Genomic DNA, 12,852 nt, shown 5'->3' with positions numbered 1-12,852 from the left:
GTCAGCGGGTCGTCTTCGTGAAGTCCACGGTGTTCAGCGGGCCGAACACCACGCCGGAGACGCCGGGGCCGGTCGCGTAGTTGAACACCTGCCGGTACAGCGGCACGTAGCAGTGCTTCTGGACCACGCCGATCGTGTTGAGCTGCTCGTAGAGCGGGGCGGCCTGTTGGGCATCGTTCTGTTCCAGCGCCTGTTGGGCCAGGGTGTCGATCTGCGGGTCGGGGCAGTTGCCGGTGATCGACTTCGTCTTCATGAAGCCGCTGACGAAGTAGTCGGGCACGGCGACGTTCGGCACCCCGGCGAAGATCGACAGGCCGGGCACCTGGCGGCCGACGATCCGCTTGACCAGCGTGCCGTAGTCCAGCGGCACGTAGCTGACCTTGAAGCCGGCCTTCTCCAGGCTGCCACCGACGGCCTGGGACACCTCTTCGATGTTGGTGTACTGGGCGGCCGGGTAGGTGATCTGCACGGTCGGGGTCGCCCCGCCGAGGAGTTCCTTGGCCTTGGCGGCGTCGGCGGTCACGCTCTGCGTCGGCTGCTGACCGGGCTTGACGTTGAGCAGGCCGGCGTCGGCGACCGCCTGGCCGTCGAAGATGCCCTTGACGATGGCGTCGCGGTCGATGGCCAGGGCCGCCGCCTCGCGCAGCTTGGGGTCGTCGAACGGCGCCTTCGTGGAGTCGAGGAAGGCGATGATCTTCATGGCGGTCTCGGTGCTGACCACCTCGACCCCGGCGGACTTGGCGGCGCTGGCCTGGGCCGGCGGCAGGTCGAAGGAGACGTCCACGCTCTTGCTCTGGATCAGCGCGAGCCGCTGGGCGGCCTCGTTGGCCCAGGTGAAGGTGACGCCCTCGTTGGTCGCCTTGGTGCCCCAGTAGTCGGGGTTGCGCTTGACCGAGATGTCGCGGCCGGCGTTCGCGCCCGACCAGACGTACGGGCCGGTGCCGACGGGTGCGGCGGCGAAACCCTCCGAGCCCTTCTCCTGGTAGTACTTCGGCGGCACCAGGTAGACGGTGGTGAGCAGGTCGGGGATGTCGTACTGCGGGGTCTTGGTCTTGACCACGACCGTGGTGGCGTCGGGCGCCTCGATCGCGGTGACGTTGCCGAAGTACGACTTGAGCTGCGAGGCCGCGCTGTCGCGGGTGAGCGTGATGGTGTTGGCGACCGCCGCCGCGTCGGCCTTCTCGCCGTTGCTGAAGCTGATGTCGGGCCGGACCTTGAACGTCCAGGTCGTGGCGTCGGTACGGGTCCAGCTCGTGACCAGGCCGGTGTCGGTCGGCGCGAGGTCGCTACCGGTGTTGATCAGGGGTTCGAGCATCGTCGCCCAGACGATCTGGGCGGAGCGCGCGCCGACGATCGGGTCGAGGGTCGCCGGCTGGGCGGCGAGCAGCGCCCGGATCGGGCCCGTGCCCGACGCGCCGGATTTGTCGGAATCGGAGCCGCCGCACCCGGTGAGGCCGGCGCCCACGACGGCCAGGGCCGCGGCCAGTGTCAGGGAGCGCCGGGAGCGCAGGGATTTCATGATCATCATGGGTGTCCTTCACTGCGATGGACCCGTTCTGTCTCCGCGTGAGGCGGCGGTGACGTTCGCCACAAAGTACCGACCAGCCGGTATCAAGTCAACGGGTCGACCGGGTATCTCGCTCGTGACATTCGCGTGACAAAGGCCCGCCGGCCAGCACCGTTGTGTTCATACCGACCGGTTTGTATGATGCCGCGGTGACCATCACCCTCACCCATGGGCACGACGGCCGCCTCGCCCGGGTCCGCTACGACAACGCGGCGCGCGGCAACTGTTTCGACACCCCGACGCTGCACCGGCTCGTCGACACCCTGGAGACCGCCGCCGCCGACGCGACCTGCGCGGTCATCCGCCTCGACATGGCCGGGCGGCACTTCTGCGCCGGCTGGGACACCTCCTCCTTCACCGCGCTGGCCGGGGCCACCCGCGAGGAGGTGGCCGCCGACCTGCGCGCCAGCGACACCGCGGTGCAGCGCATCCGCCGGCTCCCGGTGCCCGTCGTCGCCGCCGTCCGGGGACGGATCATCGGGTTCGGCGTCGGCCTGCTCGCCGCCGTACACCTGCCGGTCGCCGCCGCCGACGCCCGGCTGTCCCTGCCGGAGGCGCGCTACGGCTTCGCCCCCGCCGGGGTCGGCCACACCATCGCCCGGTCGGTGCCCCGGCCACACGCCTACCACCTGCTCACCGGGGTGGCGGAGGCGACCGCCGGGCAACTGCTCGACTGGGGCCTGGTGGCCCGGGTGGTCCCCGACGACGAGCTGGACGGGGCGGTCGACGAGCTCGTCGACGCCCTGCTGGCCGTGCCGGGGGCGACCCTGCGGGCGGTGGTCGGCGTCGTCGAGTCGAGCCTGACCACCGGGACCGCCGACCAGGCGTACGACATCTCGGCCCGCACGATCGTCGCGGGCCCGGCCACCAGGGGGGCAACCGGATGAGACCACGATTCCAGCCCGGCGAGGCGGTCTGGGTGGAGCTGTGCACGCCCGACCCGGCGCAGGCCGAGACCTTCTACGCCGCGCTGCTCGGCTGGACGGTCCGCGCCGAACGCCTCGGCGGCACCACCTACCGGATGTGCAGCATCGACGGGCGGGACGTCGCCGGGATCTCCGACGCCGCCGCCCTGCACGGCGACCGCCCCCGGGGCTGGCTCACCTACTTCGCCGTCGACGACATCACCGCGTCCGCCCGGCAGGCGGTGGCGCTCGGCGGCGAACTGGTCGCGCCGCCACGGTACCTGCCGGCGGCGGGCACCGGCGCGGCGGTGATCGACCCGTTCGGCGCGGCCTTCGGCCTCTACCAGGGTGAGTCGCGCGTCGGCGTCCAGGCGGTCAACTCGGTCGGGGCGCTGTGCTGGAACGAGTTGGACACCGGTGAGCCGGCCGAGGCGGTGGCCTACTACCGCGCGCTGTTCGGCTACACCACCCAGCAGCGCGACGACTCGCCGACGGCCCGGCCCTACACCGTGCTGATGCTCGCCGACGTGCCGGTCGCCGGGGTCCACGAACTCGACAACGCCTGGCCGAACCCCATCCCGTCGACGTGGGTCACCTACTTCGCCGTCGCCTCGCTCGAGGACGCGCTGGTCCGGGTGACCGCCCTGGGCGGCAAGCCGACCGTCGGGCCGGTCGACACCCCGCACGGACGGCTGCACCTGGTGAAGGACCCGGGTGGGCACACCCTGTGCCTGATCCAGCTCGACACCGGGCTGCGTCCCGACCACGACTCCTGCGACCCGGCGGTGACCCGATGATGGCCGAGCCCCTGTTCGACTCCGCCGAGTTCCGCCAGGTGTGCGGGCACTTCCCCACCGGCGTGACGGCGGTGACCGCGGTGACCGCCGGGGGCGCTGTCGCCGCGCTGACCGTGAACTCGTTCACCTCGGTCTCGTTGCACCCGGCGAAGGTGCTGTTCTGCGTCACCAGTTTCTCGTCGAGCTTCCCGGTGCTGATGGACGCCGACCGGATCGCCGTGCACATCCTCAGCCAGGACCAGGAGGACGTGGCCCGGCGGTTCGCCACCTCCGGGTTGTCCGGGGAGCAACGGCTCGACGGGGTGTCCTGGGTGCCCGGCCCCGACGGCGTCCCGCTGCTGCCCGACACCCCGGCGATCCTGGCCGGACGACGCGACGAGGTGATCACCAGCGGCGACCACGTGATCGTCCTGATCGACGTCGACCGGGTCCACCTGAAGCCCACCGACGTGCCGGCGCTGTCGTTCTACCGGGGCCGGTTCGTCGCCCCGTCGCGCACGATGACCGAGTGATCGCGGGCCGCCGGGCCGGGTGACCGCCGGCCCGGCGTCGGCCCTGGTCCGGCCGCCGCCGGGCGGGTCGGGCGACGTTCTGCTAGCTCAGGCGTAGTAGCGGAACACGATCTCCGCCACGCAGCAGGGCTGCGACGTGTCGGCGAACTCCACCGCCACCGACGCCGTGGCCTGCACCCCCGGGGTGGCCTGCGGGCCGGGCGCGGTGATCGCGGTGGCCGCGACGAGGGTCGCGGTGCCCTGGATCTCGACCCCCGGCGGCAGCGGACGGACGAACCGGACCCGGTCGAGGCCGTAGTTGACCCCCATCGAGAAGGTCCGCACCTCCAGGATGTCGGCGAGCAGCCGGGGGACGAGGGCCAGGGTGAGGAACCCGTGCACGACGGTGCCGCCGAACGGCCCGGACCGGGCCCGTTCGACGTCGACGTGGATCCACTGGTGGTCCCCGGTGACGTCGGCGAACTGGTCGACCTGCCGTTGGGTCACCACCTGCGGCGCGCTGACGCCCAGTTCCGTGCCGACCAGCCCCAGCAGGTCGGAAGGGGTGTCGACGGTGGTCCGTCTCATGGTGCGCATCGGGCGTGCTCCGTTCCGGGTGGTGGGTCCAGGGGGTCGGGTCGGGTGGGTGCCCCGGGGGCGTGTCGGTCGGGCGGGGACGTGGCTGCGGCACGGGCCGCCGCCTGGGCCGTGACGTGTGCGGTCAGCGTCTCCCACTCCCGGTCCCAGTCCGCCTCGGCCACCGGCGGGCGGGCGACGGTGAGCATCCGGCGGACCGCCACCGGGTCGCGGGCCGCGACCGCTGCGGCCAGCGCGTCGACGTGCCCGACGAGCCGGTCGTCGGCGACGGCGGCGCTGACCAGTCCCCGGCGTACGGACTCCTCGGCCGACCAGGTCTCCCCCGTGATCAGCAGGCGTCGGGCGAGCGCCGGGCCGACGGCTGCGGGCAGCAGCACGCTGGACCCCCAGCCGGGGACCTGACCGGCGGCGAGGTGCCGGTCGCCGATCCGGGCACTGTCGGCGGCGACCGCGACGTCGCAGCCGAGCAGCAGTTCGAGGCCGCCGCCGAAGGCCGCCCCGTTGACCGCGGCGACGGTGGGCACCGGGGCCGCCCGGAGGGCGCGGACCAGGCGGCGGCCCCGGTCGAGGTGGGCCAGCAGCGCGGGCAGGTCGCCGAGCAGGGCGGTGGCCTCGGCGAGGTCGGCCCCGGCGCAGAAGCTGCGGCCGGTGCCGGTGAGCACGAGCACCCGTACGCCCGGGTCGGTCGCGGCGGCGAGCCACCGTTCGAGACCGGTCAGCACGGTGCTGTCGCAGGCGTTGCCGGACCCGGGCCGGTCGATGCGCGCCCAGAGTGCGGTCCCGCGCCGGGTCAGCACCACGGAGGTCACGTCAGGCTCACGCAGAGCTTGCCGAACGCGATGCCGGCCAGCATCCGGCCCGCCTGGGTGCGGATGTCGGCGAGGTCGACGACGCTGTCGACGACGGGTCGGAGCCGGTGGGTGTCGACGAACCCGACCAGCGCCACGAACTCGTCGAGGGTGCCCATGGTCGCGCCGTGCACGCTGATCTCCCGGGCGAACAGGCGTGGCAGGTCCAGCTCGGCGGTGAAGCCGCTGGTGCCGCCGCAGACCACGATGGTGCCGCCGGCCCGGGTGCAGCGGGTCGAGTGGGCGAAGGTGGCCGCGCCGACGGTCTCCACGACGATGTCGGCGAGTTCCGGGGTCCGTGCGTCGCTGTCCAGGGCGACGGCTGCGCCGAGGGCGAGGGCCCGTTCCCGTTTGGCCGCCGACCGGGAGGTGACCATGACGGTTGCGCCGGCGGCCACGGCGAGGCTGATCGCGGCGGTCGCCACCCCGCCACCCGCGCCCTGCACCAGCACGGTCCGTCCGGGGCCGACCGCCGCCCGGGTGAACAGCATCCGGTACGCGGTGAGCCAGGCGGTCGGGAGGCTGGCGGCCTCGGCCCAGCTCAGTCCGGCGGGTTTGGCGACGAGGTGGGCCGCCGGGACGACGATCCGTTCGGCGAGCACGCCGTGGCCGGCGTCGGGCAGCAGGGTGGCGTGCGGGACGGTCCGGCCGTCGGGCGCGGTGGGCAGCACCGGGTAGACGATCACCTCCCGGCCGGCGGCGACGCCTGCCGCGTCGCTGCCGATGACCCGGGGCCCGTCGTGCCGGGTGGTGCTGACGCCGCGCAGCGTCCACAGGTCGTGCATGTTCAGCGCGCCGGCCCGGACGTCGACGTCGACCCAGCCGGGGGGTGCCGTGGGGGCGGCGAGGTCGCCGACGTGCAGCGCGCCGACCGGGTCGGCGGCGCTGGGGGTACGGACGTGGGCGGCTCTCACCGGTCCGCCGATCCGGCCGGTTCGGTGGGTCCGTTCCAGAACGCCACGTCGGCGAGGTCGGCGCGGGCGGCGGGGCGGAAGTCCAGGCCCCGGGTGTAGGCGACCGGGACGAGGGTGACCGGCCGCCAGTCGTCGGGCAGGCCGAGCACCTCACGTACCCGGGTGGCCCGGTGGGCCAGGGCGGTGGCCAGCACCGAGCCGAGGCCCCGGGAGCGCAGGGCGAGCTGGAACGACCAGGCGAACGGGAAGATCGACCCGTAGTAGCCGGAGGCGGTGCCGCCGACGGGTCGCTGCGGGACCGGTTTGGTGCTGCACAGCACGACCAGGACGGGCACCTGCGCCAGGTGGTCGACGAGGTGCTTCACGGCGGCGAGGACCCGCTGCTGCCGGGCCTGGGCGCGGGGGTCGGCCCGGACGCCGGGCGACAACCGGGTGGTGGTGGCCGCCTCGCCGTCGGCCAGCGGGCGGGCGACCGTGTCGTGCCAGATCTCGGTGTACAGGGTGGACAGTTCCCGCTTGAGTGCCGGGTCGTCGACCGCGACGATCCGCCAGTCCTCCAGGTTGGAGCCCATCGGCGCCTGCTGCGCGAGGCGCAGGCACTCCTCGACGACGGCGCGGCCGACGGGCCGGTCGAAGTCCAGCCGGTGGCGCACCGCGCGGGTGGTGGTCAGCACCTCGTCGATGTCGGTGATCACTGCTCCGGTCATCGGTGGTCCTCTCCGGTGGGGCGGTCGACGGGGGCGACGCCCATCAGGTCGGTGACGTGCAGGGTGTCGCAGTACTCGCGGACCTCGGCGATGCCGCCGGGTCGGACGTCGACGATCCAGAGGTAGCGGTTCTGGTAGCGGGCGTCGCCGCCGAGGACGGCGTGTCCGTGGGCCTCGACGGCGACCAGGGTGTCGTCGACGATCCACCGGTCGGCGGTGACCGCGATCCCGGGGGACGCGTAGGTCCCGCCGGCCAGCAGGGCCCGCATCGCGGCGAGTTTCCCGCTCATCGCGACCCGGCCGTGCAACGGCCCGTTGGCGTCGAGGTCGCCCCGGCCGTGGTGCCGGCCGAGGTCGCGGCGGCGGCCGGAGTCGGTCCACCAGGTGGCGTCGGCGGTGAACAGCGCGCCGAAGGCGTCGAGGTCGCCCCGGGCGAGGGCCGGCCACATCGCCAGCGCGGTCGCCAGCACCGGGGGCGCGTCGAGCGGGGCGGGCGGGACGTGGTGCGGGGGGTCGTCGAGGCTGCTGCGGGGTACGGGCGCGTCGTCGCCCACGACGTGTTGCGCGTGGGCGGTGTCGAGGTACTCCCGCACGGCGACGATCGCGCCGGTCGGGTCCACGTCGACGACGAAACCGTAGCGGTTGGCGTACTCGCGTCCGTTGGCGTGGACGCCGTACCCCTCGACCTCGATGACGCAGGTGTCGTCCCCGGCGACGATCCGGCGGGGGATCTGCCGGCAGCCGGTGGGGAACGCGTGCGGGCCGAGGGACCGCATCAGCGCCAGCTTGTCGTCCATCCGCATCAGGCCGTGCAGGGGGAAGCGTCCGCTGCCGTACGGCGCGAGATCCGGATCGCCGCCGCGACGGTCCGGGCCGGTGTCCACCCACCAGGTCGCGTCGGGGGCGCACAACCGGGCGAGGCCGCCGAGGCTGCCCCGGTCGAGCGCGGAGACGAAGTCCATGCCTGCCCGGACCGCGCGGGTCATCCGGCCTCCCACATTCCGACTGGTGGGTATCTAACACCTCCGGTCCGGAGAACTCAAGGGGTGCTCAACATACCGACCGGATGGTATTTTACTGTCCGGCGGTTCTGACGAGGGGGTCTGTGGTGTTCGAGGCGTACCGGTTGCCCGAGGAGCACGACGCGGTCCGCGAGGCGGTCCGCGAGGTCTGTGCCGCCAAGGTGGCCCCGCACGCGGCCGAGGCCGACGAGAGCGGCGAGTTCCCCCGCTCCGGCTACGACGCGCTGCGGGCCGCCGACTTCCACGCCCCGCACATCCCCGTCGAGTACGGCGGAGCCGGCGCGGACGCCCTGGCCACCGCGATCGTCATCGAGGAGGTCGCCCGCGCGTGCGCCTCGTCGGCCCTCGTCCCCGCCGGCAACAAGCTCGGCACGATGCCCCTGCTGCTGGCCGGGTCCGAGGAACTCCGACGGCGTTATCTGACGCCGGTGGCGGCGGGTGAGGCGATGTTCTCGTACTGCCTGTCCGAACCCGAGGCCGGCAGCGACGCGGCGTCGATGACCACCCGCGCCGTCCGCGACGGGGACCACTGGATCCTCAACGGCGTGAAACGGTGGATCACCAACGCCGGGGTGTCGGAGTTCTACACCGTCTTCGCCGTCACCGACCCCACCGCCCGCTCCCGGGGCATCTCCGCCTTCGTCGTCGAGAAATCCGACCCCGGAGTCAGCTTCGGCGCACCCGAGAAGAAACTCGGCATCAAGGGCTCCCCCACCCGCGAGGTCTACCTCGACAACGTCCGCATCCCCGCCGACCGCATCATCGGCGCACCCGGCACCGGCTTCGCCACCGCCATGCAAACCCTCGACCACACCCGCGTCACCATCGCCGCCCAGGCCGTCGGTATCGCCCAGGGCGCCCTCGACTACGCCAAGGGCTACGTCCGCGAACGCCAGCAGTTCGGCAAACCCGTCGCCGAGTTCCAGGGCATCCAGTTCATGCTCGCCGACATGGGCATGAAACTCGAAGCCGCCCGCCAGTTGACGTACGCGGCGGCCGGGAAGTCCGAACGCGGCGACGCCGACCTCACCTACTTCGGCGCCGCCGCCAAGTGCTTCGCCTCCGACGCCGCCATGGAGATCACCACCGACGCCGTCCAACTCCTCGGCGGCTACGGCTACACCCGCGACTACCCCGTCGAACGCATGATGCGCGACGCCAAGATCACCCAAATCTACGAAGGCACCAACCAGGTCCAACGCATCGTCATGGCCCGCCAACTCCTCAAGGACTGACGGGCGGGGCGAGGGCCCCGGCGGGGCTCAGGCGGTCAGGCCCTCCAGCACCATCGCACTGAACTGGCGGGCCACCTCGTCGACGCTGAGCGGTCCGCCGACGTTGAGCCACTGGTAGGCCCAGGCGCACATGCCGACCAGCCCGAAGGTGGCGATGCGCGGGTCGACGTCCGCGCGGAACGCCCCCCGGGCGACCCCGTCGGCGATCATCCCGGCGAACGCCGCCTCCACCAGGCCCCGCTTGCGGGTCACCTCGGCGAACAGGTCACCGGAGAGGTAGCGCCGCTCCTGGTAGAAGATCGTCACGTGGGCCCGGTACTCGGCCACGCTGGTGAGGCTGAACCGGATCAGCTCGCGTACCCGTACGGTCGGGTCGTCACTGTCGGCCTCGATCTTCTGGATCGCGGCGAGCTGCGCCTCCAGGTACTCCTCCTGGATGTGCCGCAGCAGGTCGTCCTTGCTGGCGAAGTGGTGGTAGAAGGCACCCTTGGTGAGCTGCGCCTGGTCGGCGATCTCCTGCACCGAGGTGCGGTCGAAGCCCCGTTGCTCGATCAGCCCCAACGCACTGGTGATCAGCGAGTTGCGGGTGTTCTCCGGGTCGTACCCGTCGGGCCAGCGTTGCCGGCGTCGGGTCGACTCCGGGCGGGACGTCGCACGCGCCATCAATGGCCTCCCTGTCCGCGATACAGCCAGACAATGCTACCGTCCGGTCGGAAGGAAATGAAGGGAGCCACCCCGATCGATCCGCCCGAGAAGTGTCGCGCACCCTCGACGCGAGGGGAAACCCCAACCGCGACACCCGTCGTACGCGGGACGGGCTCAGCGCCGGGTGTCGCCCGAGCGCCCCGGCCCGGCGGTGCGGTGGCCGACGCGCGGCGCGCGTACCACCGGGGAGGTCGCCGCACCGGGGCGGAACTGCCGGGCCGCGTCCGCGACCAGCTCGTCCGGGTCGTCGGTGAGCGCCTGCCGCAGGTGCGCCGGGACGAGTTCCGACGTCGCCACCGCCATCCGCACCTGTGCCGACCGGTCCTCGACCAACGCACGCAGGTCGGCCTCGTCGAGCGCGACGGCGGACACCAGGGCGGCGCGGACATCCGGCACCGGGTCCTGGGCGAGCGCGCGACGGTGCTCGGCGGTGGTCCGCGGATTGCGCGCCAGCCCCTTGCGAACCCGTGCCGTGCGGTCGGCCAGCAGCGTGGTCATCACGTCGGGGTCGTGGGTGTGGGCGGCGAGGCGCTCCCGCACCTCGGGTGAGACGTCGTCGACCAGCCGCACGGCCAACTCCGGCTCCAGGTCGCGCGACTCGGCGAGCAGGCCCCGCAGTTCCTTGTCGGCGGTCTGCGCCATCGCCCGGCGTACCGACGCGTCGCAGGCCGGGTTGCCGGCCACCGCCCAGCGGACCCACCGGTCGGCGTCCCTGACCAGGCGCAGCAGGTTGGCGATCGAGGTGGCGGGGTTACGCGCCACGGCCTCCCGCACGTCGCGGTCACGGTCACGGGTGAGCGGGCGCAACGCCTGGGCGGGCGCGTCGGCCCGGATGGCGACCGCCCGCCGGACCACCGGCGACGGATCGGCGGCCAGGTCGATCAGGGTCAGGTGGGTGGTGCCCGGGTCCTGCGCGAGGCGGAGCCGGGCGTCGACGTCGCCGTCCAGCGTCGCGGGCGGGCGGGCACCCTCGCCACCGTGACGGTCGGGCCGGTCGACGTCCTGCTGCTTCCCCATGGGCGTCATCATGTCACGGGCCGCCGCGGGGCCGACCGGGGCCGACCGGGGCCGACGGACCGTGCCGGCCCGGTCAGGCCCGCGCGGGTCGGCGGCGCGCTCATCCGCCGCCGGGGGTGACCAGGCCGGACTCGTAGGCGGCGATCACGAGTTGGGCGCGGTCGCGGGCATGGAGCTTGACCATCGCCCGGTTGATGTGGGTCTTCGCGGTCAGCGGGCTGATCACCAGCCGGTCGGCGATCTCCCCGGTGGACAGGCCCTGCGCGACCAGGGCGACGGCCTCGCGCTCCCGACCGGTCAGCCCCGCCAGTGCGACGTCGGCGGCGACCCGGGGGCGGGCGGAGACGTACCTGTCGATGAGCCGGCGGGTGATCGACGGCGCGAGCAGGGCGTCACCACGGGCGGCGACCCGGACGGCGTGCAGGAGGTCCTCCGGCACGATGTCCTTGACCAGGAACCCGGCCGCCCCGGCACGCAGCGCGTCGACGACGTACTCGTCCAGGCCGTAGTTGGTCAGGATGACGACGCGCACCCCGGCCAGGGTCGGGTCCGCGGCGATGCGTCGGGTGGTCTCGATGCCGTCCATGACCGGCATCTGGATGTCGAGCAGCGCGATGTCCGGCCGGTGCCGCCGGGCCAGCGTCAGCGCCGCGACGCCGTCGGCGGCCTCCCCCACCACCTCGATGTCGTCCTCGATGTCGAGCAACGCGCGGAAGCCGCTGCGCAGCAGCGGCTGGTCGTCGACGAGCAGCACCCGGATCACGGAATGCCGCCCGTGGGGAGTTCGGCGTGGACGGTGAAGCCGCCGCCACGGCGCGGGCCGGCGCGCAGCCGACCACCGAGGGCGGCCACCCGTTCGCGCATGCCGAGCAGCCCGACGCCGGGGGTGGACGCGCCGGACGGGAGTGCGCTGCCGTCGTCGTCGACCCGGATGGCGAGCGCGTCGCGCCGGTAGTCGATCCGGATCGACGCGGTGGTGGCGGCGGCGTGCCGGGTGACGTTGGTGAGCGACTCCTGGACGATCCGGTACGCCGTCGCACCGACCGCCGCCGGAACGTCGTGCCGGTCACCGGCGATGGTCAGGGTCGTGTCCAGACCCGCCGCACGGGCCCGACGCACCAGCTCCGGAACGTGGTCGAGGCCGGGCGGGCTGCCCTGCCCGTCGTCCCGGAGCGCCTCCAGGGTCGCCCGCAGCTCCCGGGTCGCCTCCCGGCCGGCCGCCCGGATCGCCAGCAGCGCCTCCGGCACCTCCTCACCACGCCGCTGGGCCAGATGCACGGCCACCTCGGCCTGCACGGTGATGACCGAGATCTGGTGGGTGAGCGAGTCGTGCAGCTCGCGGGCGATGTGCAGCCGTTCCTCGTCGGCGCGCCGCCGCGCGGTCTCCTCCCGGCTCCGCTCGGCCTCGTCCGCCCGCCGCTCGGCCTGCCGCAGCGCCTCACCCGCCGCGCCGGCGGCGACCAGCCAGGCCAGTTCGAGCACGCCCCGGGCCCGGGTGAACGCCGCGCCCAGAGCCAGTTCCTGGGGCGGGCCGAGAGCCACCAGGGGCAGTGCCACCAGCACCGTCACCGCCGCCACCACCGTGGCCGTGCGGTGTCCCGCCCGCACGGCGGAGTACACCGCGAACAGGAAGGCGACGGCGGGCACGTCGAGGCCGACCGCCTGGCAGCCCACCGCGCACCCGCCGGTGCCGACCAGCACGGCGACCGGGGCCTGCCGGCGGGCGGCGAGCGCCAGACCGCCGGCCGCCAGCAGGGCGTAACCGACCGGACCGGGCCCCGGATCCCCGGCCACCCCGGCGAGCAGCAGCACCACCGCCACCCCGCCGGCGATCGCCCCGTCGCGGACACCGCAGCGTGCTGTGCTCATGGGCGCACCCTAACCGGCTGCCACCGGGGGGCGACTCCTGCCGACGGACGACCGGCGGATACCACGGACGCGGTAGGCGTACCGCGTCGGCGGCGGCCGGGTACGCCACGGCGGCAGTGCGCACTGTCCACGTTCGCCGGACGACGGCCGTCGCGCCCGCCGCCATGATCGGGGAGAC

The 12,852-nt window shown here is 73.6% G+C and carries 14 protein-coding genes; 4 read left to right on the top strand and 10 right to left on the bottom strand.

Translation table 11 applies throughout. From position 1 onward, the window contains the following. Window position 1: 1 nt before the first annotated feature. Complete coding sequence (locus tag ACN261_RS22300; protein ID WP_425851953.1) at window positions 2-1,525, bottom strand: ABC transporter substrate-binding protein; 1,524 nt, start codon at window positions 1,523-1,525, stop codon at window positions 2-4. Window positions 1,526-1,716: 191 nt separating this feature from the next. Between ACN261_RS22300 and ACN261_RS22295 the strand changes: the two genes are divergently transcribed. Genes ACN261_RS22295 through ACN261_RS22285 form a run of 3 tightly spaced genes read left to right on the top strand, consistent with a single transcriptional unit; the run spans window position 1,717 to window position 3,781 of the window. After that, window positions 1,717-2,454, top strand: coding sequence for an enoyl-CoA hydratase/isomerase family protein (locus tag ACN261_RS22295; protein WP_421481610.1), 738 nt, complete (start codon window positions 1,717-1,719; stop codon window positions 2,452-2,454). Next, window positions 2,451-3,269, top strand: a complete 819-nt coding sequence (locus tag ACN261_RS22290; RefSeq protein ID WP_425851951.1) for a VOC family protein — start codon at window positions 2,451-2,453, stop codon at window positions 3,267-3,269. Before ACN261_RS22295 ends, ACN261_RS22290 begins: the two co-directional genes overlap by 4 nt. Continuing rightward, window positions 3,266-3,781 carry a flavin reductase family protein gene (locus ACN261_RS22285; protein WP_421408478.1) on the top strand — a complete coding sequence of 172 codons (516 nt, stop codon included), beginning with the start codon at window positions 3,266-3,268 and terminating at the stop codon, window positions 3,779-3,781. Before ACN261_RS22290 ends, ACN261_RS22285 begins: the two co-directional genes overlap by 4 nt. A gap of 87 nt (window positions 3,782-3,868) precedes the next feature. Here ACN261_RS22285 and ACN261_RS22280 read toward each other — a convergent pair whose 3' ends face one another. Genes ACN261_RS22280 through ACN261_RS22260 form a run of 5 tightly spaced genes read right to left on the bottom strand, consistent with a single transcriptional unit; the run spans window position 3,869 to window position 7,812 of the window. Further along, window positions 3,869-4,357: a MaoC family dehydratase gene (locus tag ACN261_RS22280; RefSeq protein WP_421481607.1), complete on the bottom strand. Its 489-nt coding sequence runs from the start codon at window positions 4,355-4,357 to the stop codon at window positions 3,869-3,871. Then, a complete protein-coding gene (locus tag ACN261_RS22275) occupies window positions 4,345-5,166 on the bottom strand; it encodes an enoyl-CoA hydratase/isomerase family protein (protein ID WP_425851949.1) in 822 nt (273 codons plus the stop codon). The genes ACN261_RS22280 and ACN261_RS22275 overlap by 13 nt, the downstream gene beginning before the upstream one ends. Next, complete coding sequence (locus tag ACN261_RS22270) at window positions 5,163-6,119, bottom strand: zinc-binding dehydrogenase (RefSeq protein WP_425851947.1); 957 nt, start codon at window positions 6,117-6,119, stop codon at window positions 5,163-5,165. Before ACN261_RS22270 ends, ACN261_RS22275 begins: the two co-directional genes overlap by 4 nt. Beyond that, a complete protein-coding gene (locus ACN261_RS22265; protein ID WP_425851946.1) occupies window positions 6,116-6,826 on the bottom strand; it encodes a nitroreductase family protein in 711 nt (236 codons plus the stop codon). Before ACN261_RS22265 ends, ACN261_RS22270 begins: the two co-directional genes overlap by 4 nt. After that, the gene (locus ACN261_RS22260) at window positions 6,823-7,812 is read right to left on the bottom strand and encodes a nuclear transport factor 2 family protein (RefSeq protein WP_425851944.1); all 990 of its coding nucleotides are present in this window, start codon (window positions 7,810-7,812) and stop codon (window positions 6,823-6,825) included. Before ACN261_RS22260 ends, ACN261_RS22265 begins: the two co-directional genes overlap by 4 nt. Before the next feature lie 80 nt (window positions 7,813-7,892). Here ACN261_RS22260 and ACN261_RS22255 point away from each other — a divergent pair, with 80 nt between their 5' ends. Then, window positions 7,893-9,083, top strand: a complete 1,191-nt coding sequence (locus ACN261_RS22255) for an acyl-CoA dehydrogenase family protein (RefSeq protein ID WP_425851942.1) — start codon at window positions 7,893-7,895, stop codon at window positions 9,081-9,083. A gap of 27 nt (window positions 9,084-9,110) precedes the next feature. Here the strand turns inward: ACN261_RS22255 and ACN261_RS22250 are convergent, their stop codons facing one another. The 4 genes from ACN261_RS22250 to ACN261_RS22235 all read right to left on the bottom strand — a co-directional run bounded on the left by ACN261_RS22250 (window position 9,111) and on the right by ACN261_RS22235 (window position 12,674). Continuing rightward, the gene (locus tag ACN261_RS22250) at window positions 9,111-9,746 is read right to left on the bottom strand and encodes a TetR/AcrR family transcriptional regulator (protein WP_204926564.1); all 636 of its coding nucleotides are present in this window, start codon (window positions 9,744-9,746) and stop codon (window positions 9,111-9,113) included. A 156-nt stretch (window positions 9,747-9,902) separates the two neighbouring features. Next, window positions 9,903-10,805: a hypothetical protein gene (locus tag ACN261_RS22245; protein WP_421481602.1), complete on the bottom strand. Its 903-nt coding sequence runs from the start codon at window positions 10,803-10,805 to the stop codon at window positions 9,903-9,905. 100 nt (window positions 10,806-10,905) lie between these two features. Further along, a complete protein-coding gene (locus ACN261_RS22240; protein WP_421481601.1) occupies window positions 10,906-11,568 on the bottom strand; it encodes a response regulator in 663 nt (220 codons plus the stop codon). Continuing rightward, entirely contained in the window at window positions 11,565-12,674 is a 1,110-nt protein-coding gene (locus ACN261_RS22235; protein ID WP_421481600.1) for a sensor histidine kinase, read from the bottom strand. Before ACN261_RS22235 ends, ACN261_RS22240 begins: the two co-directional genes overlap by 4 nt. Window positions 12,675-12,852 lie beyond the last annotated feature (178 nt).

This window comes from Micromonospora sp. WMMD723 (assembly GCF_049863385.1).
In the GTDB taxonomy this organism is placed as follows: domain Bacteria; phylum Actinomycetota; class Actinomycetes; order Mycobacteriales; family Micromonosporaceae; genus Micromonospora; species Micromonospora wenchangensis.
The sequence above is the reverse complement of the archived record's forward strand: the minus strand, read 5'-3'. Positions and strand labels throughout refer to the sequence as shown.

Bases quoted from the DNA above. Each gene is read 5' to 3' on its own strand.
- ACN261_RS22300 (WP_425851953.1), bottom strand. From the start codon at position 1,525: ATGATCATGAAATCCCTGCGCTCCCGGCGCTCCCTGACACTGGCCGCG.
- ACN261_RS22290 (WP_425851951.1), top strand. From the start codon at position 2,451: ATGAGACCACGATTCCAGCCCGGCGAGGCGGTCTGGGTGGAGCTGTGC.
- ACN261_RS22285 (WP_421408478.1), top strand. From the start codon at position 3,266: ATGATGGCCGAGCCCCTGTTCGACTCCGCCGAGTTCCGCCAGGTGTGC.
- ACN261_RS22280 (WP_421481607.1), bottom strand. From the start codon at position 4,357: ATGCGCACCATGAGACGGACCACCGTCGACACCCCTTCCGACCTGCTG.
- ACN261_RS22265 (WP_425851946.1), bottom strand. From the start codon at position 6,826: ATGACCGGAGCAGTGATCACCGACATCGACGAGGTGCTGACCACCACC.
- ACN261_RS22260 (WP_425851944.1), bottom strand. From the start codon at position 7,812: ATGACCCGCGCGGTCCGGGCAGGCATGGACTTCGTCTCCGCGCTCGAC.
- ACN261_RS22255 (WP_425851942.1), top strand. From the start codon at position 7,893: ATGGTATTTTACTGTCCGGCGGTTCTGACGAGGGGGTCTGTGGTGTTC.
- ACN261_RS22250 (WP_204926564.1), bottom strand. From the start codon at position 9,746: ATGGCGCGTGCGACGTCCCGCCCGGAGTCGACCCGACGCCGGCAACGC.
- ACN261_RS22245 (WP_421481602.1), bottom strand. From the start codon at position 10,805: ATGGGGAAGCAGCAGGACGTCGACCGGCCCGACCGTCACGGTGGCGAG.
- ACN261_RS22235 (WP_421481600.1), bottom strand. From the start codon at position 12,674: ATGAGCACAGCACGCTGCGGTGTCCGCGACGGGGCGATCGCCGGCGGG.